The 22,031-nt window shown below is 61.3% G+C and carries 23 protein-coding genes; 12 read left to right on the top strand and 11 right to left on the bottom strand.

Annotated features, from left to right (window positions below; translation table 11 throughout):
• Positions 1 to 10 precede the first annotated feature (10 nt).
• Together E4O92_RS14665 and E4O92_RS14660 are read left to right on the top strand one after the other, a co-directional pair.
• Entirely contained in the window at positions 11 to 937 is a 927-nt protein-coding gene (locus tag E4O92_RS14665; protein ID WP_135190477.1) for an aldo/keto reductase, read from the top strand.
• Between the two features lie 9 nt (positions 938 to 946).
• Positions 947 to 1,255, top strand: coding sequence for a metal-sensitive transcriptional regulator (locus E4O92_RS14660; protein WP_135190476.1), 309 nt, complete (start codon positions 947 to 949; stop codon positions 1,253 to 1,255).
• Positions 1,256 to 1,390: 135 nt separating this feature from the next.
• Here the strand turns inward: E4O92_RS14660 and pssA are convergent, their stop codons facing one another.
• On the bottom strand, positions 1,391 to 2,131 hold the full coding sequence (gene pssA, locus E4O92_RS14655; protein ID WP_370660010.1) for a CDP-diacylglycerol--serine O-phosphatidyltransferase: 741 nt from the start codon (positions 2,129 to 2,131) through the stop codon (positions 1,391 to 1,393).
• Between the two features lie 200 nt (positions 2,132 to 2,331).
• On the opposite strand from pssA, the gene E4O92_RS14650 reads away from it, so the two are divergent.
• Together E4O92_RS14650 and E4O92_RS14645 are read left to right on the top strand one after the other, a co-directional pair.
• Positions 2,332 to 3,300: a CAP domain-containing protein gene (locus E4O92_RS14650; protein ID WP_135190474.1), complete on the top strand. Its 969-nt coding sequence runs from the start codon at positions 2,332 to 2,334 to the stop codon at positions 3,298 to 3,300.
• 5 nt (positions 3,301 to 3,305) lie between these two features.
• A complete protein-coding gene (locus E4O92_RS14645; RefSeq protein ID WP_135190473.1) occupies positions 3,306 to 3,920 on the top strand; it encodes an Hpt domain-containing protein in 615 nt (204 codons plus the stop codon).
• A 23-nt stretch (positions 3,921 to 3,943) separates the two neighbouring features.
• Here E4O92_RS14645 and E4O92_RS14640 read toward each other — a convergent pair whose 3' ends face one another.
• Positions 3,944 to 4,150, bottom strand: coding sequence for a hypothetical protein (locus E4O92_RS14640; RefSeq protein WP_135190472.1), 207 nt, complete (start codon positions 4,148 to 4,150; stop codon positions 3,944 to 3,946).
• 340 nt (positions 4,151 to 4,490) lie between these two features.
• On the opposite strand from E4O92_RS14640, the gene E4O92_RS14635 reads away from it, so the two are divergent.
• Positions 4,491 to 5,057 (top strand): flotillin family protein, encoded by a 567-nt coding sequence (locus E4O92_RS14635; protein ID WP_135190471.1) that lies wholly within the window; start codon positions 4,491 to 4,493, stop codon positions 5,055 to 5,057.
• Positions 5,058 to 5,062: 5 nt separating this feature from the next.
• On the opposite strand, the gene E4O92_RS14630 is transcribed toward E4O92_RS14635, so the two are convergent.
• The gene (locus E4O92_RS14630) at positions 5,063 to 5,641 is read right to left on the bottom strand and encodes a DUF1439 domain-containing protein (RefSeq protein ID WP_229483377.1); all 579 of its coding nucleotides are present in this window, start codon (positions 5,639 to 5,641) and stop codon (positions 5,063 to 5,065) included.
• A 182-nt stretch (positions 5,642 to 5,823) separates the two neighbouring features.
• On the opposite strand from E4O92_RS14630, the gene E4O92_RS14625 reads away from it, so the two are divergent.
• Positions 5,824 to 6,171 (top strand): GFA family protein, encoded by a 348-nt coding sequence (locus E4O92_RS14625; RefSeq protein ID WP_135190470.1) that lies wholly within the window; start codon positions 5,824 to 5,826, stop codon positions 6,169 to 6,171.
• A gap of 23 nt (positions 6,172 to 6,194) precedes the next feature.
• Here the strand turns inward: E4O92_RS14625 and mnmE are convergent, their stop codons facing one another.
• The 5 genes from mnmE to rpmH form a co-directional block, all read right to left on the bottom strand.
• Positions 6,195 to 7,574, bottom strand: coding sequence for a tRNA uridine-5-carboxymethylaminomethyl(34) synthesis GTPase MnmE (mnmE, locus tag E4O92_RS14620; RefSeq protein ID WP_135190469.1), 1,380 nt, complete (start codon positions 7,572 to 7,574; stop codon positions 6,195 to 6,197).
• Between the two features lie 267 nt (positions 7,575 to 7,841).
• Positions 7,842 to 9,491: a membrane protein insertase YidC gene (yidC, locus tag E4O92_RS14615; RefSeq protein WP_135190468.1), complete on the bottom strand. Its 1,650-nt coding sequence runs from the start codon at positions 9,489 to 9,491 to the stop codon at positions 7,842 to 7,844.
• Between the two features lie 11 nt (positions 9,492 to 9,502).
• Positions 9,503 to 9,760 carry a membrane protein insertion efficiency factor YidD gene (yidD, locus tag E4O92_RS14610; RefSeq protein ID WP_135190467.1) on the bottom strand — a complete coding sequence of 86 codons (258 nt, stop codon included), beginning with the start codon at positions 9,758 to 9,760 and terminating at the stop codon, positions 9,503 to 9,505.
• Complete coding sequence (gene rnpA / locus E4O92_RS14605) at positions 9,757 to 10,170, bottom strand: ribonuclease P protein component (RefSeq protein ID WP_135190466.1); 414 nt, start codon at positions 10,168 to 10,170, stop codon at positions 9,757 to 9,759. The genes yidD and rnpA overlap by 4 nt, the downstream gene beginning before the upstream one ends.
• A gap of 33 nt (positions 10,171 to 10,203) precedes the next feature.
• Entirely contained in the window at positions 10,204 to 10,338 is a 135-nt protein-coding gene (gene rpmH / locus E4O92_RS14600; protein ID WP_040378179.1) for a 50S ribosomal protein L34, read from the bottom strand.
• Positions 10,339 to 10,699: 361 nt separating this feature from the next.
• Between rpmH and dnaA the strand changes: the two genes are divergently transcribed.
• The 4 genes from dnaA (at position 10,700) to E4O92_RS25035 (ending at position 17,156) form a co-directional block, all read left to right on the top strand.
• The gene (gene dnaA, locus E4O92_RS14595) at positions 10,700 to 12,091 is read left to right on the top strand and encodes a chromosomal replication initiator protein DnaA (protein WP_135190465.1); all 1,392 of its coding nucleotides are present in this window, start codon (positions 10,700 to 10,702) and stop codon (positions 12,089 to 12,091) included.
• Between the two features lie 98 nt (positions 12,092 to 12,189).
• Positions 12,190 to 13,296 (top strand): DNA polymerase III subunit beta, encoded by a 1,107-nt coding sequence (gene dnaN / locus E4O92_RS14590; protein ID WP_135190464.1) that lies wholly within the window; start codon positions 12,190 to 12,192, stop codon positions 13,294 to 13,296.
• A gap of 185 nt (positions 13,297 to 13,481) precedes the next feature.
• Positions 13,482 to 15,992, top strand: coding sequence for a DNA topoisomerase (ATP-hydrolyzing) subunit B (gene gyrB, locus E4O92_RS14585; RefSeq protein WP_135190463.1), 2,511 nt, complete (start codon positions 13,482 to 13,484; stop codon positions 15,990 to 15,992).
• A 135-nt stretch (positions 15,993 to 16,127) separates the two neighbouring features.
• A complete protein-coding gene (locus E4O92_RS25035) occupies positions 16,128 to 17,156 on the top strand; it encodes an MrcB family domain-containing protein (protein ID WP_206076882.1) in 1,029 nt (342 codons plus the stop codon).
• 220 nt (positions 17,157 to 17,376) lie between these two features.
• Here E4O92_RS25035 and E4O92_RS14575 read toward each other — a convergent pair whose 3' ends face one another.
• From E4O92_RS14575 to E4O92_RS14565, 3 genes are read right to left on the bottom strand one after another with little or no spacing between them, the layout of a single operon-like run.
• Positions 17,377 to 17,745: a hypothetical protein gene (locus E4O92_RS14575; RefSeq protein ID WP_135190462.1), complete on the bottom strand. Its 369-nt coding sequence runs from the start codon at positions 17,743 to 17,745 to the stop codon at positions 17,377 to 17,379.
• A complete protein-coding gene (locus E4O92_RS14570) occupies positions 17,742 to 18,212 on the bottom strand; it encodes a hypothetical protein (protein ID WP_135190461.1) in 471 nt (156 codons plus the stop codon). The genes E4O92_RS14575 and E4O92_RS14570 overlap by 4 nt, the downstream gene beginning before the upstream one ends.
• A gap of 12 nt (positions 18,213 to 18,224) precedes the next feature.
• Positions 18,225 to 18,716, bottom strand: a complete 492-nt coding sequence (locus E4O92_RS14565; RefSeq protein ID WP_135190460.1) for an Hcp family type VI secretion system effector — start codon at positions 18,714 to 18,716, stop codon at positions 18,225 to 18,227.
• Between the two features lie 491 nt (positions 18,717 to 19,207).
• Here E4O92_RS14565 and E4O92_RS14560 point away from each other — a divergent pair, with 491 nt between their 5' ends.
• Both E4O92_RS14560 and E4O92_RS14555 read left to right on the top strand, forming a co-directional pair.
• Complete coding sequence (locus E4O92_RS14560) at positions 19,208 to 20,839, top strand: TonB C-terminal domain-containing protein (RefSeq protein WP_135190459.1); 1,632 nt, start codon at positions 19,208 to 19,210, stop codon at positions 20,837 to 20,839.
• A gap of 589 nt (positions 20,840 to 21,428) precedes the next feature.
• Positions 21,429 to 22,016: a PEP-CTERM sorting domain-containing protein gene (locus E4O92_RS14555; protein ID WP_135190458.1), complete on the top strand. Its 588-nt coding sequence runs from the start codon at positions 21,429 to 21,431 to the stop codon at positions 22,014 to 22,016.
• The last annotated feature ends 15 nt before the right edge of the window (positions 22,017 to 22,031 follow it).

The raw sequence follows: 22,031 nt of genomic DNA, 5'->3' as shown, positions 1-22,031 counted from the left end.
GGCCCATACCATGAACTACGCGCCGCCCACCGATCTGTCCTGCCCGCGCATCGCGATGCGCCAGGGCGGACTGGAACTGTCACGCGTCGTCGCCGGCATGTGGCGGATGGCCGAATGGGGCATGTCGGTGGAGCAGCGCGTGGTCTTCATCGAACAGTGCGTGGCGCTGGGCGTGACCAGCTTCGACCACGCCGATATCTACGGTAACTATAGCGTCGAGGGCCTGTTCGGCGAGGCGCTGCGCGCCCAGCCCTCGCTGCGCGACCGCATCGAACTGGTCAGCAAGTGCGGCATCAGGCTGGTGTCGCCAATGCGCCCCGAACAAACGCTCCAGCACTACGACACCACGGCCGCGCATATCGTGGCCTCGGCCGAGGAATCGCTGCGCCAGCTGCACACCGACCACCTCGACCTGCTGCTGATCCACCGCCCTGACCCGCTGATGGACTTCGACGAGATCGCCGAAGCCTTCTCCTCGCTGAAAAAGGCGGGCAAGGTGCTGCACTTCGGCGTGTCGAACTTCAGCCGCAACCAGTTCGAGTCGCTGGGTCGCCGCATCGAGCTGGCCACCAACCAGGTCGAGTTCTCCCCGCTGCACCTGGCCCCGATGTTCGACGAGACCTTCGACGGCCTGCAGGACCTGCGCGTCGCGCCGATGGTCTGGTCGCCGCTGGGCGGCGGGCGCCTGTTCACGTCCAACGATACCAATGCCGAGAACCTGCGCCTGGTGATCAAGGAAGTGGCCGATCGCATCAAGCAGCCGTTCGCCAGCGTGGTGTTCTCGTGGATTATGCAGCTGCCCAGCCGCCCGATCCCGCTCACCGGCAGCGGCCGCATCGAGGCGATCGGGGTAGCGGTCGCCGGCACCACCTTCACCCTCTCGCGCAACGACTGGTTCGCCATCCTGCGTGCGGCTCGCGGCCACGAGGTCGCGTAAGGAAGCGCCATGGCCGAACCTTTGAGGATCGTCGAAGGACCCGCGCTGACCCACCAGCAGAAGAAGGACCTGCTGAACCGGCTGGCGCGCGTCGAGGGCCAGCTGCGCGGCATTCAAAAGCTGATCGCGCTGGCCGAGCAGCCGTCCGATTGCGACGCTGTGGCGCAGCAGATGGCTGCGGCGCGCAAGGCGCTGGACCGCTCGTTCGTGCAGCTGCTCGCGGCCAGCATCGTCACCCAGAGCGGGCAGGCGCCTGACCTGGAACAGGCGCGCTCCAGCGCCGAGCATCTGGCGGCGCTGCTGGACAAATTCGCCTAAGAGGCCGTAACCCGCGATGTATGCGATCGTAGGGGGCGCGGGGCCGCCGAGGACCTGTGCGCACGCGGTACGGGTGAATGCCGTTGGCGCCGGCCTGGACACGTACCGCGTGCGCACAGGTGCGCACCCTACGTATTATGCCTGCTCGTCGTACACTTTTGGCGGCGCGATCCCGCGCCAGCCGCCGCGCCACGCGAGGTTCAGCAGCAGGGTGGCACCAATGTACAACAGGAAGAACAGGACAAAAAAGCGCGTGCGCAGCCAAATCAACAACAGGACGCAGACCGCGAGCAGCACGAACAGGAGTTTGTTCTTCGGCTGCTTGGAGCTGGGGAAGCGCAGCGTCGACACCATCAGCGCGCCGACGCCGATCATCAGCGCCATCAGCAGGAAGCCCTGGGCCATCGTGGTAAGCGGCTCGGGCCAGGCGACCACCACGGAGGCCACACATGCCGCGCCGGCGGTGATCGGCATGCCGACGAAGTAGCGCGGATCGGTGCGGCCGACGCTGATGTTAAAGCGCGCCAGCCGCAATGCGCCGCAGGCGACGAACACGAAGCAGGCCAGCCCGCCCATGCGCACGAGGGTCGGGTGCGAGACGCTCATTTGGGCAAACCCGTAGCAGTACAGCAGCAGGCCGGGCGCGCAGCCGAAATTCATCACGTCCGCGATCGAATCGAGCTGCACGCCGAATGCGGACTGGGTATTGGTCGCGCGCGCGACGAAGCCGTCCAGCGCATCGAACACGCCGGCCAGCACCAGCAGGATCGCCGCCAGCCGGTAATCGTCAGGATCGCCGATCGGTGCGTTGTCGACGGAGATGACAATGCTGCCAAAACCGCATGCGATCGACAGCAGGGTGACAAGGCTTGGCAAGGCAAACTTGGCGCGCGCGAGACGCTTTCGGGGTGTGGTTCTCAAATTTTTTGATCCAACAGGAAGCGAACAAAAGGGTTCAATGGGATATTCTACAGTGGGCCGCATCAGGCTCGTGTCGCTTCGCTAAGCCACTCATCAATTTTGGATTTGCCCTAGAATTGGGGCTTCGCTTTTTTTGTATTTACAGGAGTCTTGTCATGAGCGGATTGCTTCGCTTGCGAACGATTGTGGCGGGGTGCGTGACCGCTTTGGCATTCACCGCCTGCGGCGGCGACAGTGGCAGCAGCACCGGCATCAGCGCCGACAGCAGCGCGGTGAGCCCGCCACCGCCCCCCGTCGCCACGACCGATCCGAACGCGCCGGCGAGCACCGGCAACATCGCGGTCGATGGCCGGAACTGGATCAACTACCGGCGCGCCCAGGCAGGCGTTCCCCAAGTGGCGGAGAACGTGCAGATTAACGTGGCGGCGCTTGGGCACTCGGAATACCAGCGCACCAACAACTACGTGACGCACACGCAGGACCCGAAAAAACCAGGCTTCACCGGCGCCGATCTGCTCACCCGCATGAACAATGCCGGCTATACCATCCCGGTCAACGGATATGCGATCGGCGAGGTGATCTCGGCCACCAGCAGCAAGTCGGGCGCCTACATGGCGGAGGAGCTGATCACGGCGATCTACCACCGCTTCGTGATTTTCGAGCCCATGTTCAAAGAGATCGGCACCGGCGCGGCCACCACCTCGTCCGGCTATTCCTACTTCACGGCGGACTTCGGGTCGCGCGGCGGCTTTGGCCGCGGGATCGCGTCCGGATCGATCGTGACCTGGCCATTTAACGGACAGACCCAGGTCACGCCCAACTTCTTCAGCGACTACGAGACACCGGACCCGGTCCCCGACCGGAACGAAGTGGGCTACCCGATCAGCGTCCACACCAACCTGGATTCCAAGCTGACGGTGCAAATCTTCTCGGTGCGCCCACATGGCGGCGGCGACCTGGCGGTGAGGCTGCTCGCGAAGGCCGGCGACCCGGAGACGCCCGATTACGCGGCGTCGATCATCCCGCTCTCGCCGCTCGCCTCGGGGACGACCTATGACGTAAGCTTCTCCGGCACGGTGAATGGCGCCCCGGTCAGCCGGAACTGGTCGTTCACGACGAGGTGAGCACAATGCGCCCAGGCCGTGCGCCGCGCGCGGACGCGGGCATTGATCCCGCCGCGATCGACGTCGCGGCCGGGATCGAGCGGATGATGGGCGACCGGTCGATGTTCATTCGCCTGCTCGCCCGGTTCCGCAGCAACTACCTGTCGGCCAGCGGTTCGATCCGCGCCGCGCTCGCGGCTGACAATGTGCAGGCCGCCGAGCGGCTCGCGCATACGCTCAAGGGTGCGGCGGGTATGATCGAGGCAAACGAATTGCAGCAGCGCGCGTTCCTGCTCGAGCAGTCACTGCGCGCGCCGCGCGAGGGCTGTCAGCGGGAACTCGACCTGATGGATGCGGAGCTTGCGCGCGTGATGCGGGAAGTCGACACGATACTCGCGAGCGCCGAAAGCACGTCCGAGGCGTCATGCCCCGCACCGGCTCCCTCAGGCGAGGTGCTGGCGCGGCTGCGCGCGTTGCTGGACACGGGTGACGGCGCCGCTGTGGAACTGGTGGGGGAAGCGCGGGCGGCGCTGGTGCAAATGCTGGGCGCCGCGCGAACGAATGAGGTCGCGGCATCGATCAATGAATTCGATTACGAGCGGGCATTGCGCCTGCTCGACGGGAACGCCAACGCCCGATAACGCCGGGCCGGCCAGCGCACCGTTCAACGCGTGTATTCCGCTTCTTCGTCGAAAGCGGAGGCGCAAGTCTTGCCGCAGAAGCGACGCACGGCGTCGAGCGGCTTTTCGCAGTACCAGCACGAACCCTTGGCCGGCAAGCTCTGCCGCGAAGGAATTGCGCGCACTGCGCCGGCGACCAGCGGCTCGGCAGCCGCGTTCTTATCCGGCAAACTCTCCTGTATCGATTCCACGATAGACCCCCTACCCGGCTGCACGTCACAAAAGCAAGATTACTTCAGCGGAATACCTTGGGCATGATAAAGCTCAAGCGTAGACACCGTACTGTCGAAGTTGCCTTGACAGTTGTGGAAGCCCCAGTTTGCGCTCAATCCCCTGGCTCTGCAATGCTGTCATTATCGACAGGCCATTGTGGAGTAAAAGCAGCCACACCCTCCGTATGACGTCGTCACAGGCGCGTCCCATCGGCGAATGCAACTGCGAAAAATCATAGCGGAATGATAACGGAAGGCGCGCACGTTCCGAACCGTGGACGACCCGGTCGTATCTAAGCAGCGACAATCAAACATGGACATGAACGAACTGACCAGAGAAGAACTGGACGCGCGGCTCGGGACGATCGAGCAGCACATCGACACGCGCTTTGCACAGGCGGATGCGAGGACCCAAGTGCAGTTCGCGGAGGCGGACGCGAAGATGCGGGTGCAATTCGCGGAAGCGGGCGCGAAGGTTCAGGCACAATTCGCGGAGGCGGAGGCGAGGATTCAGGTGCAATTCGCCAAGGCGGACGCGAGAGTTCAGATGCAATTCGCGGAGGCTGACAACAAGGTCCAGGCGCAATTTGCGAAAGTTCAGATGCAGTTTGCGGAGGCGGACAAGAAGGTTCAGGCGCAATTCGCGGAGGCGGATGCGCGGATGCAGGCACAATTCGCGAAAGTTCAGATGCAATTCGCCGAAGCGGATGCGAAGATGGAGAAGAGGATCAATGATCTGATCAAGTGGATGATCGGGACAGTGATTGCCATAACAGCAGTAGGCGTCACTGCGACAGGCATCATTGTGACTGCACTGTCTGCCAAACCTGTCGCCCCCCTCTCCGGCACACCTCCCGCGTCAACCCAGTCGGGGAGAATGCCTTAGTCACCCTATTTGACCGGCTCCAGGCGCACCCGCAATGCGCCGGGGACCGTCCGAATGCTGGTCGGTACAAACTGCACGCCGGCGTAGCTCAGGTCTTCCATGTGGAACGAGTACAGCGGCACGTCGCGCACCACCTTGTCGAGCACCAGGTTGGCGACCTTGGTCAACTGGCGCTGGTTCATGTCGTCAGCGCCGTCGATCGCAAGGTGGTCGACGCTCGGCTCCGCCATGAACACCCCATTGCGCGACGGGTCAAGGTACAAGCGCCCGGAGAGCGTCAGGCTGGCATGCCACGACTGGCGCAGGAAGAATGGCGCCACGTCAGCCCGCATCGTCAGGCCCACCCGGTCGCGGTCGTGGAGGATGGCCAGCTCGGGGCGCGACAGCTGAATGTCGAACAGCTCCAGTGCACGATTGTCGAGCGGGAAATGGCGGTCCAGCCCTGCCTGCAGCCGGTAGAGCGGGATGTCGACCTCGCGCGGCCCGACGAAACTTGCGCACGAGGCCAGCATGGCGCAGGCTGCCATTGCCGCCAGCGCCATGCCAAAGCGCCGCCTGTTTGCTCCAACGCTGTTGGTTGCCATCGCTTGCCTTTCCGCTTGGGTTCGATACGAAAAGACTAGCACAACAATGCCACACTGACCGCCCCGCTTACGTCCCGTTACCTTCTTAAAGTGCGCACGGATCGGATGAGCGCGACCGCTTCTGTTACTATTTTGTTCAGCTTACTTTCCGAAATTCGCCGTCCCATTGTCAGGAGAAGAATATGCAATACAAAGGAAGCTGTCACTGCGGGCAGATCGCCTTCGAAGTCGAAGGCAGCCTGGGCGAAGCGTTGGAATGCAATTGCTCGCATTGCAGCCGCAAGGGCTATTTGCTGTGGTTCGTTCCGGCCACTCAGTTCACGCTGAACACACCGGAAGCCCCTCTGTCGACCTACACCTTCAACCGCCACGTCATCAAGCACCGGTTCTGCCCGACCTGCGGCTGCGCTCCGTTTGCTAACGGCACGGATCGTTCCGGAGCAGAAACTGTGGCGGTCAACGTGCGTTGCCTTGAGGACCTGGACCTGTCGTCGCTCAAACGAGTGCCGGTCGACGGGCGGTCATTCTAAAGCCCGCCCGAGGCCGTTCCGCTCTACTTGCCGATACAGAAGCGGCTGAAGATCACACCGAGCAAATCGTCCGGCGTGAACTCCCCGGTAATGCTCGACAGCTGGTCCTGCGCCAGGCGCAGCTCTTCGGCAAACAGGTCGAGCGACTGGTCGTTCTGAGCGGCGTGCTCGGCTGCGACGTCCAGGTGCCTGCGCGCGGAGCGCAGCGCGATGAGGTGACGCTCGCGGGCCAGGTATAGCGACTCGCCTGTCTGCTGCCAGCCGGCGATGCGCAGCAGCTCCTTGCGCAGCAAGTCGATGCCGAGCTTTTCGTGTGCCGACAGGTAGATGTAAGTCGCATCCTCGGCCGGCTCGACCGCGGGCCGGTGGCCGGACAGGTCGATCTTGTTCCAGATGCACACGACCGGCACGTTGGCCGGGAACGCGGCCACGATCTCCTCGTCGGCGCGGCTCGGCCCCAGGCTCGCGTCCAGCAGGTGCAGGATCACGTCGGCCTTGCCGACTTCGCCCCAGGTGCGCTCGATGCCGATGCGCTCGACCACGTCGATGCCCTCGTCCACCGTGCGGATGCCGGCAGTGTCGATGATATTGAGCGGGATCCCCTCGATCTGGATGGTTTCCGTCACCTTGTCGCGGGTAGTGCCCGCGATCGGGGTGACGATTGCCACGTCCGAACCGGCCAGCGCGTTCAGGAGCGAGGACTTGCCGACGTTCGGCTGCCCCACCAGCACCACGTTCAGGCCTTCGCGCAGCAGCGCGCCCTGCGCCGCCTGGCGGAACACGTGGTCGAGCGATTCGACGATGGCGGCCAGTTGCCCGCGCGCGTCCGACTTTTCGAGAAAGTCGATTTCCTCTTCCGGGAAATCGAGCGTCGCCTCGACCAGCATGCGCAGGTTGATGGTCTGGTCGACCAGCTTGTGCACCACCTGCGAGAACGCGCCGGACAGCGACTGCGACGCCGACCTCGCGGCCGCTTCGGTCGAGGCGTCGATCAGGTCGGCGACCGCCTCGGCCTGGGCCAGGTCCAGCTTGTCGTTCAGGTAGGCGCGGCGGGTGAATTCGCCCGGTTCGGCCAGGCGCAGGCCGGATGCCATGCCCGCTTCCAGCACGCGCGCGAGCAGCATCTGCAGCACCACCGGCCCGCCGTGGCCTTGCAGCTCGAGCACGTCCTCGCCCGTGTACGAATGCGGCGCCTTGAAGTACAGCGCAATGCCCTGGTCGATCACCTCGCCGCTGGCGGACGTGAACGGGATGTAGGTGGCATGGCGCGGCGCGAGTTTGGCGCCGGGGAACAGCGTCTCGATCAGCGGGCCGAGGTTCTTGCCGGAGGCGCGCACGACGCCGATGCCGCCGCGCCCCGGTGCGGTGGCGATGGCGGCGATGGGGGAGGTATCAAGCTTCATGGGGGAATTGTAAGTTATTTACCAGGCGCAGTAGCGCGCGCTCGAAGCTACGCGCCACCGCAGATGCTTACCGAAGGCGTAGGGTGCGCACAAGTGCGCACGCGGTACGTGTGCGTACCGGAGCCAACGGCATTCAACCGTACCGCGTGCGCACAGGTCCTCGGCGGCCCCGCGCCCCCTACGACGTGCGTGGACCCACACTTAGCGGGACATAGCCTATAAAAAAGCCCGTGCGGGGCACGGGCTTGTTTCTCGCCAGCGGCCGGATTATTTTGCCGGCATCAGCTTCTTGGTGATCACGTACTGCTGCGCCATCGAGATCAGGTTATTCACCACCCAGTACAGCACCAGGCCAGCCGGGAAGAAGAAGAACATGACCGAGAACACCAGCGGCATGAACAGCATCATCTTCGCCTGCACCGGATCAGCCGGGGCTGGGTTCATCTTCTGCGTCAGGAACATCGAGATCGCATACAGGATCGGCAGGATGAAGAACGGGTCCGGCGCGGTCAGGTCGTGGATCCAGCCGATCCACGGCGCGCCACGCATTTCGACCGAGGCCTGCAGCACCCAGTACAGCGCGATGAACACCGGCATCTGCACCAGGATCGGCAGGCAGCCACCCAGCGGGTTGATCTTCTCCGACTTGTACAGCTCCATCGTGGCCTGGTTCATCTTGACCGGGTCATCCTTGTGGCGCTCGCGGATCGCCTGCATCTTCGGCGCCACCACTTTCATCTTGGCCATGCTGCGGTAGCCGGCTGCGGACAGCGGGAAGAACAGCAGTTTGATCAGGATGGTGAACGCGATGATGGTCCAGCCCCAGTTGCCGAGCGCGCCATGGATCTTTTCCATGACCCAGAACATCGGCTTGGCGATGACCGTCAGCATGCCGTAGTCCTTGACCAGCTCCAGGCCCGGCGCAACTTTCTCCAGCACGCTTTCGGTCTGGGGACCCGAGTACAAGCGCTCGTCGTTCGACACGGTAGCGCCCGGCGCGATGGGGCCCAGCGGCAGGATGTTGCCGATCGCGTACAGGTTGTTGCCGACCTTCTTGGTGTAGATGTCGCGCGCCTCACCCTCCGGCGGAATGAATGCCGACACGAAGAAGTGCTGCGAGAGCGCGAACCAGCCGTCCTTGGCTTTCAGGCTGTGCTCGGCCGTACCCTTCTCGATCTTCTCGAAGGTCAGCTTCTGGTACTTGTCCTGGCTGGTGTACAGGGTCGGACCGGTGTAGCTGCTCATGAAGAACGAGTCGCCAGGCGGTTTGTTGCCGTCATGCTCGATCTGCAGATACAGCGACGGGTCGATCTTCGCGTCGGTCAGGTTGGTCACGTCGTGGCGCACGCCGATCACGTAGTCGCCGCGCTTGAACGTGAAGGTCTTGGTCAGCTTGACGCCGCCCTGCTCCGCGTCGAGCACCAGCTGCACCTGGTCGTTGCTATCGAGCGAACGCGGACCCGGACGCGCGACGAACGGAGTGTTGTGGTTCGGCAAGGCGCCGGCCGGGGTCTGGCCGATCAGGCCGGTCTGGGCGATGTACACGTCATTGCCGCCGACGTGGAACAGCACCTGGTTCTTGGTCGGATCCTGGGCGTCGCGGTACTTCAGCAGTTCGAGGCGCTTGATCACGCCGCCGGCGGTGTCGATCTCGGCCTTCACGACATCGGTCGTGATGGTGACGATATGGGTCTGGACCGGAGCGGCAGCTTCAGCTGCGCCCGGCACGGCGGTGCCCGCGGCAGTGCCCGCCGCCGGTACGTCGGCCGGCTTGGCCGCGGGCGCGGTGGCGACCTTGGCCGGGGGCGCGGACGAGAACATCGACTGCTTACCGTTCGACACCATCCAGTCGTTCCACAGAACTACCAGTGATACGGCGAACACGATCCACAGGATGGTACGTTTATTAATTTCCATTGAGGTCTTGATCAGGAGTGGTTGCAACCGCAAGCGGCTGTAGAAGACTCGTGGGGCGCGGGCGGCACCGGGTCGAGGCCGCCGGGATTCCACGGATGGCAACGGCAGACGCGGCGCACAGCCAGCCAGCCGCCACGCGCGGCGCCGTGCCTTTGCAGCGCCTCGATCGCGTAATTGGAACAGGACGGGTAGAAACGGCAGTTCTGCCCGAGCATCGGGGACAGCAACAGCTGATACCCGCGCAACAGCCAGACAAGCACGCGTTTCATGATCCGGCAGCAGCCTTTGGCGCTGGCGGCCGGGCGCCGCGCGGCTGCTGCAAGGCGAACAGGCGCGCCAGCTCGCTACGCAGCGCCGCCTTCAGCGCGCGCCCGGTGGCCGGACCGTCCTTGGCGTTGACCGGGCGCGCCAGGCGCACGATGCAATCGATGGCGGGCAACGGGGTGACGCGGAACAGCTCCCGCGAGACGCGCTTGATGGTGTTGCGCGTCACCGCGCGCGGAGCAAAACGCTTGGCCGCGACCACGCCAAGCCGCGCGTGCGGCAACTGGTTGGGCCGGGTGTAGAGCACGAAATGCGCGGTTTTTTGGGTCGGCCGCAAACGAAAAACGGATGAAAACTCATCCGTTTTAACGATGCGCCGAACGCGCGCGTAGTCGTGGGACCTTTCGGCTGTCATGGCCGAGCGCGGTCGATGCGGCGCTTGGCTGCCTTATACAGCCAGACGCTTGCGGCCCTTGGCACGGCGAGCGTTCAGGACTTGGCGGCCACCACGGGTAGCCATACGTGCGCGGAAGCCGTGCGTACGCTTGCGACGGACGACGGAAGGTTGGTAAGTACGTTTCATGGTGGTCTCGCTTAAAGCAAATTAATTAATATGCAAAATCGGTCTGACGTCTCGTCAGGATTCGGCGCCAATGACAGTTCGCAGATGGTTAAGCCAGCGTCACGCCACAGCTGATACTCTTTTCTCCCGTCACACGGTCGAGCAAGTTGACTGCTTGACATGGCACGGAGATAGGGAACCCTGAATTAGACAGCATTTTCGATCGGACTGTCAAGGCCGGTGTGTCCTATCCGCGCCTTTCCCTACACCGCCGGGGCCGCCGATGCAAGCAGAGCGCACCGGTGGAAAAATCGCGACGTGCCTGTGGATAACTCGCGCCAAGACATGTAAAATAGAGTGTTACGTATCAATTGGTCGATGTATGGAAAACTTTTGGCAGACCTGTTCCGCGCAGCTCGAACTCGAACTGACGCCGCAGCAGTTTAGCGCGTGGATCAAACCGCTGGTCGCCCTCGATTACGAAGACGGCAAGCTGCGCGTCGCCGCGCCGAACCGCTTCAAGCTCGACTGGGTCAAGACGCAGTTCGCCGCCCGCATCACCGCCCTCGCCTGCCAGTACTGGGAGGCGCCGGTGGAGGTGCAGTTCGTGCTCGACCCCAAGAACAACCCGGCCAAGAAACCGATGGGCCCCGCCGGCCACTCGGTAGCGGCAGCGGCGGTCAATGCCGTGGCCGAGCCGCCCGCGCCGCCGGCGCCGGGCAACGTCAACGTCGCCAACTCGCCCAAGCGCGAACAGAGCCGCATCAACCCGGACCTGACGTTCGACAGCTTCGTGACCGGTAAGGCCAACCAGCTGGCGCGCGCCGCCGCGATCCAGGTCGCCAACAACCCGGGCGTGTCGTACAACCCGCTGTTCTTCTATGGCGGCGTGGGCCTGGGCAAGACCCACCTGATCCATGCCATTGGCAACCAGGTCATGGCCGACCAGCCGGGCGCGCGCATCCGCTACATCCACGCCGAGCAGTACGTGCGCGACGTGGTGACCGCCTACCAGCGCAAGGGCTTCGACGACTTCAAGCATTATTACCACTCGCTGGACATGCTGCTGATCGACGATATCCAGTTCTTCGGCGGCAAGAGCCGCACGCAGGAAGAGTTCTTCTATGCGTTCGAAGCGCTGATCGCTGCGAAGAAGCAGATCATCATCACCAGCGACACGTATCCTAAGGAGATCACGGGCATGGACGACCGCCTGATCTCCCGTTTCGACTCGGGCCTGACGGTGGCGATCGAACCGCCGGAACTGGAAATGCGGGTGGCGATCCTGCTCAAGAAAGCACAGTCCGAAGGCGTGACGCTGAACGACGACGTGGCGTTTTTCGTGGCCAAGCACCTGCGCTCGAACGTGCGCGAACTGGAAGGCGCGCTACGCAAGATCCTGGCGTATTCGCGCTTCCACGGCAAGGAAATCACGATCGACATCGTCAAGGAAGCGCTGAAGGATTTGTTGTCGGTGCAGAACCGTCAAATCTCGGTGGAAAACATCCAGAAGACGGTGGCGGACTTTTTCAACATCAAGGTCGCGGACATGTACTCGAAGCGCCGGCCGGCGAACATCGCCCGCCCGCGCCAGATCGCTATGTACCTGGCCAAGGAGCTGACGCAAAAGAGCCTGCCCGAGATCGGCGAACTGTTCGGCGGCCGCGACCACACCACGGTGTTGCACGCGGTGCGCAAGATCGCCCAGGACCGGGCGAAGCTTGCCGAGCTGAATCACGAACTGCACGTCCTGGAACAGACGCTGAAAGGCTAAGGGAGAGCCCTGGGGCAATATCGTTTGCCTCCGGTAATTTCTGGCAAAATACGCGCTAGAAACACTTTCAACAAATACAAACCTGATTGAGGATAACTATGCAATTGGTCAAAACTACTCGGGACACGCTTCTTCGGCCACTGCAAATTGTGAGTGGTATTGTCGAGCGTCGGCACACGATGCCGATTCTGGCCAATATCCTCATCCGCAAGGACGGCGACAACGTCTCTTTCCTGTCGACCGACACGGAAGTGCAGATCACCACGACCGCCAACATCGGCTCGGGGCCTGAGGTGACCGGCACCACGGTGGCCGCGCGCAAGCTGCTCGACATCCTGCGCGCACTGCCGGAAACGGGCGACGTGTCGCTGACCCTGCTGAACAAGCGCCTGACGGTGCAAAGCGGCAAGTCGCGCTTCGCGCTGCAGACGCTGGCGGCCGAAGAATTCCCCACCGTCTCGGTGGCCGACAGCTACAACGCCTCGGTGACGCTGCCGCAAAAGACGCTCAAGCACCTGTTTAACATGGTGCACTTCTCGATGGCGCAGCAGGACATTCGCTACTACCTGAACGGCCTGCTGCTGGTGCTCGACGGCCACAACGTGATCGCCGTGGCGACCGACGGCCACCGCCTGGCGTTCTGCCAAGTGGAAACCGAGCAGTCGTTCGAGCGCCAGGAAGTGATCATCCCGCGCAAGACCATCATTGAACTGCAGCGCCTGCTTGAAGAAAGCGACGAGACGGTCCAGCTGGACATCGCCGGCTCGCAGGTCAAGCTGACCTTTGCCGACATTGAACTAGTGTCGAAGCTGGTCGAGGGCAAGTTCCCCGACTACACCCGCGTGATCCCGAAGGGCTACAACAACGACTTCACGATCGGCCGCGAAGAACTGCTGCGTTCGCTGCAGCGCGCCGCAATCATGACCAGCGACAAATTCAAGGGCGTGCGCTGCGTAATCGAGCCGGGCAGCATGAAGATCAGCTCGACCAACGCCGACCAGGAAGAGGCGGTGGAAGAACTCGAGATCGACTATGGGGGCGACCGCATCGACATCGGCTTTAACGTGACCTACCTGCTGGACGTGCTGAATAACCTGAAGTGCGACCAGGTGAACATTGCGCTGGGCGACGCGAATTCGTCGGCGCTGATCTCGATTCCGGAAAATGGCGACTTCAAGTACGTCGTCATGCCGATGCGGATTTAATCGCGCGACCCAAACACGTCGTTCCCGCGCAGGCGGCAGCCCGGCGGGAATCTAATTTTGCGTAAAAACCCGCGCAACTCAAATTAGATTCCCGCCGGGCTGCCGCCGAGGCCGGGAACGACGTTTTTAGACTGCTGGCCAAGGGCCGGCAGCCTGAAGTGAATAGTTTTTTGAGAAAGCAGTCCATGTCCGAGAACACTCAAGCAGTCACGTCCGGCGCGCCGGCCAACAAGCCAGACGAGTACGGCGCCGCCTCGATCCAAATCCTGGAAGGCCTGGAAGCGGTACGCAAGCGCCCCGGCATGTACATTGGCGACACCTCGGACGGCACCGGCCTGCACCACCTGGTTTTCGAAGTGCTGGACAACTCGATCGACGAGGCGCTGGCCGGCTACTGCTCCGAAATCCATGTCGTGATCCACTCCGACAACTCGATCTCGATCACCGACAACGGCCGCGGCATCCCGACCGGCGTCAAGATGGACGACAAGCACGAGCCGAAGCGCTCCGCGACCGAGATCGCCCTGACCGAACTGCATGCTGGCGGCAAGTTCAACCAGAACGCGTACAAGGTGTCCGGCGGCCTGCACGGCGTGGGCGTGTCGTGCGTGAACGCGCTGTCGAAGCTGCTGCGCGTGACGGTCCGCCAGCACGGCAAGGTCCATCAGCTGGAATTCGAGCGTGGCGTGCCGCTGGACCGGATCATTGAAGTCGTCGACGGCGTCGAGATCTCCCCGATGAAGGTGATCGGTGAGACCGACAAGCGCGGCACCGAAGTACATTTCTGGGCCGACGAAACCATTTTCGGCAATGTCGAATTCCACTACGAGATCCTCTCCAAGCGCATTCGCGAACTGTCGTTCCTGAATAACGGCGTCAACATCAAGCTGTCCGACCAGCGCACCGGCAAGGAAGAAGTATTCGCATTCGAAGGCGGCACCCGCGGCTTCGTCGAATACATCAACAAGGCCAAGACCGTGCTGCACCCGACCGTGTTCCAGGCAACCGGCGAGCGCCCCTCGGAAAACGGCACCACCATCGCCGTGGACGTGTCGATGCAGTGGAACGACTCCTACAACGAGCAGGTGCTCTGCTTCACGAACAACATCCCGCAGCGCGACGGCGGCACCCACCTCACGGGCCTGCGCGCGGCGATGACGCGCGTGATCAACAAGTACATCGACGAGAACGATTTTGCCAAGAAGGCCAAGGTAGAAATTTCGGGCGACGACATGCGCGAAGGCCTGACCTGCGTGCTGTCGGTGAAAGTGCCGGAGCCGAAATTCTCGTCGCAGACCAAGGACAAACTGGTGTCGTCGGAAGTGCGCGGCCCGGTCGAAGAGATCGTCGCCAAGACCCTGACCGACTTCTTGAACGAAAAGCCGACCGACGCCAAGATCATCTGCGGCAAGATCGTCGAAGCCGCCCGTGCGCGCGAAGCGGCGCGCAAGGCGCGCGACCTGACCCGCCGCAAGGGCGTGATGGACGGCCTGGGCCTGTCGTCGAAACTGGCCGACTGCCAGGAACGCGACCCGGCGCTGTGCGAACTGTACATCGTCGAGGGTGACTCGGCAGGCGGCTCGGCCAAACAAGGCCGCGACCGCAAGTTCCAGGCCATCCTGCCGCTGCGCGGCAAAGTGCTGAACGTGGAAAAGGCGCGCTTCGAAAAGATGCTGTCGTCGGAGCAGATCACGACCCTGATCGCCACGCTCGGCACCTCGATCGGCCCGGACGAATTCAACGTCGACAAGCTGCGTTACCACCGCATCATCATCATGACCGACGCGGACGTCGACGGCGCCCACATCCGCACCCTGCTGCTGACGCTGTTCTACCGCCAGATGCCGCAACTGGTCGAGCGTGGCCACGTTTACATTGCCCAGCCACCACTGTACAAGGTCAAGGCCGGCCGCGACGAGCGCTACCTGAAGGATGACGTCGAAGAAGCGAGCTACATGATGACGGTGGCGCTGAACAGCGCTTCGCTGATTCCGCGCGAAGGCGCCGAGCCCATCACCGGCGAAGCGCTGGCCGAGCTGGTGCGCCAGTACAACATGACCAACGCGATCATGATGCGTTTGTCGCGCGTGATCGACCGCACCGCACTGTCGGCGATCGTAACTGGCGGCGTGAAGCTGGACCTGGCGTCACTGCCGGCGGCCGAGGCATCGGCGCAGGCGCTGTCGGCTGCGATCAAGGATCCGAGCGTGAAGGTTGTCGTGCGTTCGGACGAACTGTCGGAAAAGCACTTGCTGCGCATCGAGCGCATGCGCTTCGGTAACGTGCAGGTGACGTCGATTGACGCCGACTTCGTGGCCGGCGCCGACTACGGCGCGCTGGTGCGTGCGGCCGACACCTTCAAGGGCCTGATGGGCGACGGCGCGATCGTGCGCCGCGGCGAAGGCGAAAAGATGAAGGAATTCGCGGTGACCGACTTCCACCAGGCCATGCAGTGGCTGCGTGACGAAGCGGAGCGTGGTGTTTCGAAGCAGCGCTACAAGGGGCTGGGCGAGATGAACCCGGAACAGCTGTGGGAAACCACCATGGATCCGACCGTGCGCCGCCTGCTCAAGGTGCAGATCGAGGACGCGATTGCGGCGGACCAGATCTTTACCACACTGATGGGTGATGAGGTGGAACCGCGCAGGAACTTTATCGAGACGAATGCACTGCAGGCGGGGAATATCGACGTCTAAATCTTGCTATCAGAAGCTAAAAGAGGCCTCATTCGAGGCCTCTTTCTTTTTGTGCTTTACCTCCCTAGTTCAATATCTATCATTTAAGTTTCTTTTGCTCTACTATGATTAGATATTGAACAACAGGGAGGCTACATGCCCGACATTCTCGACATCGCAGTAACTGTTGGACAAAATTTTTCTCAGGAACGACAGCGTCAGTTCGCCCAAAATTGGCTGGCGGCACTAATCAGGAATGAGTGGCCCAACAGCTTTTCCGCCTTGTTCCCTGCGGTTAAATTCCCACTTATTAAAGCTAAGGCAAGCGCAGGTCAGGGGCAGTGGAGTGAAGCGCCCTTTATGGCCTTCCTCCACGGGGAGATCACATCTACGCCACAAGCGGGCTATTACCCAGTAATTCTCTTTGAGCGCGGTTTTCAATCATTCTGCCTAGTTCTGGCTCAAGGTTCCCATTCTCTTACTGAGTTATTTGGAATGAGGAAAACTTGTGCCATCCTAAAGAACAGAGCTCCGATTCTCAGAAACGCAGCCCCAGCTTGGAGGCAACTCGGCTTTTCTGCTGGCCCATTCCACACCTATAGTCGAGGGAACACTTCTTCAACCGAAGTCGCCGATGACCCGTGGGCCGCCTCGATAGCTTTCGGCAAGCGTTACATGGTCAAGACCCCGCCTTCACTACAAGAGTTCAGGAGTGATTTAAATTCGATGCTCGAGCTGTACGAGGAGGTTGTCCGGCGAGTGGGTAGGCTTTTTTTACAAGAAGAACAAGCTGCCGAGCAGCTCGCGGCAAGTGGTGAGCTTCCACGTACAGCCGGTCTCGACGGAGCCCTGAAGGTCGCCCATCACAAAACCGTAGAGTGGAAGCACCGAAATTCTAGGCTAGTGAAGCAGGTAAAAATTGAGCTCGGGTGTACGTGCCAAGGCTGTGGTGTGACACTGAGCTCAGCTTACGGCAGGATCGGAGCCGACTTCATAGAAGCGCATCACCTGACCCCGCTCGCCCAAGCACCTGATCAAGGCGTCGAGCTCACTGCTAAAGATTTCGCTGTGCTGTGTCCGACATGCCACAGGATTATTCACCGTCTTGGATGCCCCACGCTCGATTTTTTGCGCGAAACAGTGAATCCGAAAGTTCGCGCGTTTTACGAAGATTTAATGACTTAATACATAAAGTCCAGCGATATAGAAGACTGGCCCTTGTGTCGGCGAACAGCGTCGGGCAGTAAGTATCGATATCTCAGGCATGGCCGGCTCAGGCGCTTGCCGCTTCCCGTGCAAAGGCAGCGCTGGACTTACATCAACGGCTCCCACCGGCCGTTTTTTTGTAACTGCACATCGCGGACGGATCCGTAGCCGGTACTGTCCGGGCAAAAGTAACGCACCCCTAACAAGTCGCGCCAGAAATGCTGGCCCCGGTTCGGAGGTTGAATCCAAAATGGCACGTGTAGCCATCTCGGTCGTGGACGCATGAGATATTCCCCTTGATCCGCTGATGAAAATCCTTGTCAAGGCTGCACGCCACTTTCACGTCGGGGTACATCGAATCGAACATTTCCTTCGCGAGCGGACCGCTAACCGCGAACGAGATTTTGCGGTCGCTTGCGGTCGGGGGCCGTTCCTCGCCCAACTGGTTGGAATAAATTAGATAGGCCCCTTTGAAAGCCTTGTACTGCCACCACTCGCTTTTCTCGGCCGCATAGGCCAAAGTGAGTGTGGTGATCGCGCTGAGCGCGAGGGTAAAAGATCGCTTCATGGCCGCAGTTGGACGTGAAAGTGGTGGTCGTGGTCTTTGAACGGCTTGACGAAAGGAATGGAAGTGTCGTTGAACAGGATCGTGCGCACCCCAGCGTAGGCGTGAAAGATGCCGATCAACTTCGCTGTCGCGTCGTGGTCGTACAGGTCCCTTTGGTACCAGAATACCTGGTCGTGGCGACCATCCTTGCGGATCGGCCGGACATCCACCTCCAACCCGCTCTTGTGCGTCTCGTGCTTCTCGTACGGTTCGCCGCCAGCGAGGCTAATGTTCCCAACACCGAACTTGCGTCTATCAGTGGCAGCCCACTCACGCTCGACGAACAGGAGCATCGACATCATTGCATGATGCGCGTATTGGCCCTCGCCATCGGGCGGCGTTCCGTACACGTAGTAGCCCGCTTCTTCAGGCGCCTGGGGCAGCACAAAGTAGCCGCGTGAATCCTTCTTCTGGACTTCGAGCACCATGGCCGGCCCCCGTCACACGATTTTGTTGGCCGCCAGATCCCAGCCGCCGACCGTGGCACCGCCAACACCGCCGCCAATTTTCTGTTGGGTGTATTTCCACTTGACCCTTGAGAAACGCAGGCCGATAGCGTCGCGCAAAATGCTCCCTTCGTGCACGCTCTGGTCAATGGTCGCGATCATGACATTCTCCAACTCAACCTCGTAATACTTCACTGGCTTGCCCTGGCCGTCGGCCCGCATAAATTCCAGCTTGGCTTTCGGGATCGTCTTACCCATCGAACAGTGCTGCATCAGGATCGGCGAGGCCAGGTCCGCGAGTTTGGTGAGCGTCAGGGCCCGGTGCTCACAACGTTCGGACGTATGGCCGCCACCAGTTGATACCGTGACGCTCCGGGGCTGGACAATGCCCCACTGCGCCGAAGTCAATTCGATCCAGCCCTGATGTGCAGAATCCTGAGACTCGCCCTTGATGCCGTCGATCAGCAGATATGCGTCGATTGCCATGCAATCCTCCAATTAGTTGCATTAAGTGAATAAGTTTCGCTTGGAGATCAGCTGGCAGAGTTGCGAAAGATCAAATTTCTGGACAGAGGAGTGTCAACAAGTCGGCTACCAAACAGCAGCTAACAAAGTGCGAGCAACCCCAGGGGTCACAAAGACCCGAATTGTTTTTTTCTCGACGGGTCCGACGCATGCTCGGACTGTCCGAATCTAGCGCTAGAATACTAAGCCATGATATTTTGGCAATGGTTTGCGCCGGCGATTGCGCAGATATTGGATGTATCAGCGAATTTCTCCCAATGGCGATGAGTTCGAAAAAGAACGCCTATTAAAGTTTTCGAGTAGTGCTGCCGGATCTATGAACAATACTTGTGAGGATAATCGCTTTGAGTAGTGTGTCACGTGCGTCGCGCGCGAGGTCGCTCCGCGCAGCCCATACAAAAACTCTCACGTCTGAGGACGGCGACAACCCTAAACGACTGAGCACCGCAGTATTGCTCTCCCTGTTGGCTCATGCGCTGCTATTGAGCGTCACATTTGGTGGCCACAAATTCGGGCTTCCTGACTTTGCCTTTCCCTGGATAGAAAGGCGCCTGGAAGCTAATAACTTGCACATCACACTTGCACCGTCTCAGCCCACGCCGCTTGCGCCAGCGTCGGCGCCGTCAGAAATGCCCAATGTGGGGTCCACCTCAGAGGACAAGCTCGCAGATGTGAGTAACGAGACACCTCTGGTGCAGGCCCCTCCCGTATTGTCCTCACCAACAACATCCGTGCCAGCGCCAGCACCGAATCCTGCGCCTCCCAGCAAGCCGGTCATGGCGGCAGCGATGCGACCCGAAGTGAGCCTACCGATCGCGCCCGATGCGCCACCATTAAGGGCACCCGCAGCACCCGATAGCGCGAGTGATCCAGACACCGAACATAAAACGCTAGAACGAACGCTAGGGCAGGCCAGTCCCGAGCAGGACAAGCAGAACGCCGAAATGCTGCGAAAGGCGGAACTGATTGCAGCCGCACAGCGCGAAGCGGCTCTTCAAGAGCAGCAACGACAAGAGGCGGCACGCGCTGAGCAAGCGGCCAGGGACGAAGTCGCACGACTGGAGGCTGGGCGCCAGGAGCTCGCGCGGCAAGAGGCCCGGCGTCGAGAGGTATTGCGACAAGAGCAGGCAAGACAGGAAGAAAAGTTGCGGCAGGAAGCAGCTCGACAGGAGCAGGAACGGGCCGAAGCTGCACGACTGGAAGCTGAGCGCAAGGAAGCCATACGACAAGAGCAAGCGAAGCAAACACAGCTTGAAGCTGCACGCCAAGAACAACTGCGACAAGACGCCGCGCGCGCCGAGCAAAAGGCCAAGGAAGCTGCACGTTTGGAGGCCGAACGTCAGGAGCATGCCCGGCAAGAAGCTCTACGGCTTGAAGCTGCCCGGCAAGAGCAACTGCGACAAGATGCCGCGCGCGTTGAGCAAAAGGCCAGGGAAGCTGCGCGTTTGGAAGCCGAACGTCAGGAGCATGCCCGGCAAGAAGCTCTACGGCTAGAGTCACTGCGACAAGAGCAGGCAAGACAAGAAGAAAAGGCGCGGCAAGACGCAATAAAGCAAGAGGCAGCACGCCAAGAACAGGCAAAAAAAGAGCAAGCGCAGCGGGACCGGGCTAAACAAGAGGAAGAACGCGAAGAGCGTCTCCGCGCAATCGGCAGGCAACTCAACGAAGAAGCGGCCCAACGCGACGCAGCATCAACTCGGCCTGCACGCTCCTTACTGCCTGGTGAAAGCAGCCTGCGCCGCGGATGGCTTTTTGGCCGCGTCGACCCGGATGCCGATCTCGTTCTTTATGCGGACGCCATGAGCCGGAAGATCGAGAGGAATATGACGTTCGATATGGTGCGCGAGGTGGTGAAGCAGCCTCACGTCCAGCCAACAGTGACGGTGGCTGTGCGCGCCGACGGCTCCGTAGAGAAGGTTACTTTCGTGGTCTCCAGCGGTGTGGCTGCTATCGACGAAGCGATACGTAAAGTGGTGGCCAGCCAGGCCCCCTATGGTGCGTTCCCGCCCGCCCTTGCGCGCCGGTACGACGTGGTCGAAATTCGCCGCACATGGATATTCGACGTTAGCATCCGCCTGCAGTGAGCAGGCTTTCGATTTGACGCATTGACCTCGGGGATTCATGGCTGGCGGAGGACCTGGGGCGCGCGGATGCAAACTCTGCTCAACCGTACCGCGTGCGCACGGGTGCGCACCCTACGTCGTTTCCGCGCCCGTAGCCCTCTCGATTGAGCCTGACAGGTACAGCCCCTTCCCCAAGGCAAAGGTGTTGCAAACTGGTCAGACCTCGCACGATTGGTCTGACCAAATATGTTTACTTCGTGCTAACATTGACTTCCAGCCTGTCAATACAGGTTGCGACTGAAGCTGCTTCCACAGCGGAAGTTATTGACCACTCCGACCTCGGCCAGCGCAACCGGCCCTCGTCATGGTGGCGCCGGGCACGCGAGGTGCCTGCCTCTGGCGCGGCCTCAAGCCGCGCCCGTCAATAGCGTTCGACAGGAGACAGCCTCATGCAGACTAGTCGTCGTAGCACCAGCGCCAGCCCCGCATGCGGGTTCGATCCGCATTATTCCCCTCAAACGTTCGCGCCCCCGCTCGGCCTTGCGCCGTAGGTTCCGCTTCGCCTCCTGCTCGACGCTTTCCCGTAATAACTCTTCACTTTTAATTAAAAATGAAAAAGACAATTATTCTGGAGACATTGGTTTTAGCTGCGGTACTTGCCGCTTCCCCTGCAAAGGCAACGCCGCTTCCGCTGCAGGGTGCGAAGATCACGGCGACCTATAACGGTTCGGCCGCCGGCATGCTTGGCTTCGACAGCGGCTACAGCGGCGGGCCCGGCAGCAACATCACCGGACTCGATCCGTCGGATATCTCGGTGGAATTTCTCACCAGCGACTTCCTGTTCGGCTTCGATTTCGCCGAGGACGGGATGCTGACGGTCTACAACAACGACACGATACCCTTTGGCTCGTACAGCATAGTGTTCGACTTCGGCAGCAGCCTGTCGCAGGCCATCACCAGCTTCACCTTGGCCGACAGGAACGCCATCGGCGGCATGCCGGCGCTGTCGCTGATAAATAGCCATGCGATCGGGCTCGATCTTTCCAACGTGACTTGGCGCGGCGATTACGTCACCTTCAGCGCTCGGATCAGCACTTCGGCGCCAACGTCAATTCCGGAGCCCGGCAGCATTGCACTGGTGCTCGCCGGTGTGGCGGGCGTGGCCGCCAGCAGGCGCCAGCGCACTCGCCGCGGCTAAATGCGAGGAGAAACC

It is taken from the genome of Massilia horti (assembly GCF_004614195.1).
GTDB classification, from domain to species: domain Bacteria; phylum Pseudomonadota; class Gammaproteobacteria; order Burkholderiales; family Burkholderiaceae_D; genus Telluria; species Telluria horti.
Note: the sequence above shows the minus strand (reverse complement) of the source record. Positions and strands in the feature narration are given on the sequence as shown.

Bases quoted from the DNA above. Each gene is read 5' to 3' on its own strand.
- E4O92_RS25035 (WP_206076882.1), top strand. From the start codon at position 16,128: ATGCCCGACATTCTCGACATCGCAGTAACTGTTGGACAAAATTTTTCT.
- E4O92_RS14660 (WP_135190476.1), top strand. From the start codon at position 947: ATGGCCGAACCTTTGAGGATCGTCGAAGGACCCGCGCTGACCCACCAG.
- yidD (WP_135190467.1), bottom strand. From the start codon at position 9,760: ATGAAACGCGTGCTTGTCTGGCTGTTGCGCGGGTATCAGCTGTTGCTG.
- rpmH (WP_040378179.1), bottom strand. From the start codon at position 10,338: ATGAAACGTACTTACCAACCTTCCGTCGTCCGTCGCAAGCGTACGCAC.
- E4O92_RS14570 (WP_135190461.1), bottom strand. From the start codon at position 18,212: ATGGTGCTCGAAGTCCAGAAGAAGGATTCACGCGGCTACTTTGTGCTG.
- E4O92_RS14575 (WP_135190462.1), bottom strand. From the start codon at position 17,745: ATGAAGCGATCTTTTACCCTCGCGCTCAGCGCGATCACCACACTCACT.
- E4O92_RS14650 (WP_135190474.1), top strand. From the start codon at position 2,332: ATGAGCGGATTGCTTCGCTTGCGAACGATTGTGGCGGGGTGCGTGACC.
- yidC (WP_135190468.1), bottom strand. From the start codon at position 9,491: ATGGAAATTAATAAACGTACCATCCTGTGGATCGTGTTCGCCGTATCA.
- dnaN (WP_135190464.1), top strand. From the start codon at position 12,190: ATGCAATTGGTCAAAACTACTCGGGACACGCTTCTTCGGCCACTGCAA.
- E4O92_RS14665 (WP_135190477.1), top strand. From the start codon at position 11: ATGAACTACGCGCCGCCCACCGATCTGTCCTGCCCGCGCATCGCGATG.
- E4O92_RS14645 (WP_135190473.1), top strand. From the start codon at position 3,306: ATGCGCCCAGGCCGTGCGCCGCGCGCGGACGCGGGCATTGATCCCGCC.
- E4O92_RS14565 (WP_135190460.1), bottom strand. From the start codon at position 18,716: ATGGCAATCGACGCATATCTGCTGATCGACGGCATCAAGGGCGAGTCT.
- dnaA (WP_135190465.1), top strand. From the start codon at position 10,700: ATGGAAAACTTTTGGCAGACCTGTTCCGCGCAGCTCGAACTCGAACTG.
- rnpA (WP_135190466.1), bottom strand. From the start codon at position 10,170: ATGACAGCCGAAAGGTCCCACGACTACGCGCGCGTTCGGCGCATCGTT.
- E4O92_RS14635 (WP_135190471.1), top strand. From the start codon at position 4,491: ATGAACGAACTGACCAGAGAAGAACTGGACGCGCGGCTCGGGACGATC.
- E4O92_RS14555 (WP_135190458.1), top strand. From the start codon at position 21,429: ATGAAAAAGACAATTATTCTGGAGACATTGGTTTTAGCTGCGGTACTT.
- E4O92_RS14625 (WP_135190470.1), top strand. From the start codon at position 5,824: ATGCAATACAAAGGAAGCTGTCACTGCGGGCAGATCGCCTTCGAAGTC.
- mnmE (WP_135190469.1), bottom strand. From the start codon at position 7,574: ATGAAGCTTGATACCTCCCCCATCGCCGCCATCGCCACCGCACCGGGG.
- gyrB (WP_135190463.1), top strand. From the start codon at position 13,482: ATGTCCGAGAACACTCAAGCAGTCACGTCCGGCGCGCCGGCCAACAAG.
- E4O92_RS14630 (WP_229483377.1), bottom strand. From the start codon at position 5,641: ATGGCAACCAACAGCGTTGGAGCAAACAGGCGGCGCTTTGGCATGGCG.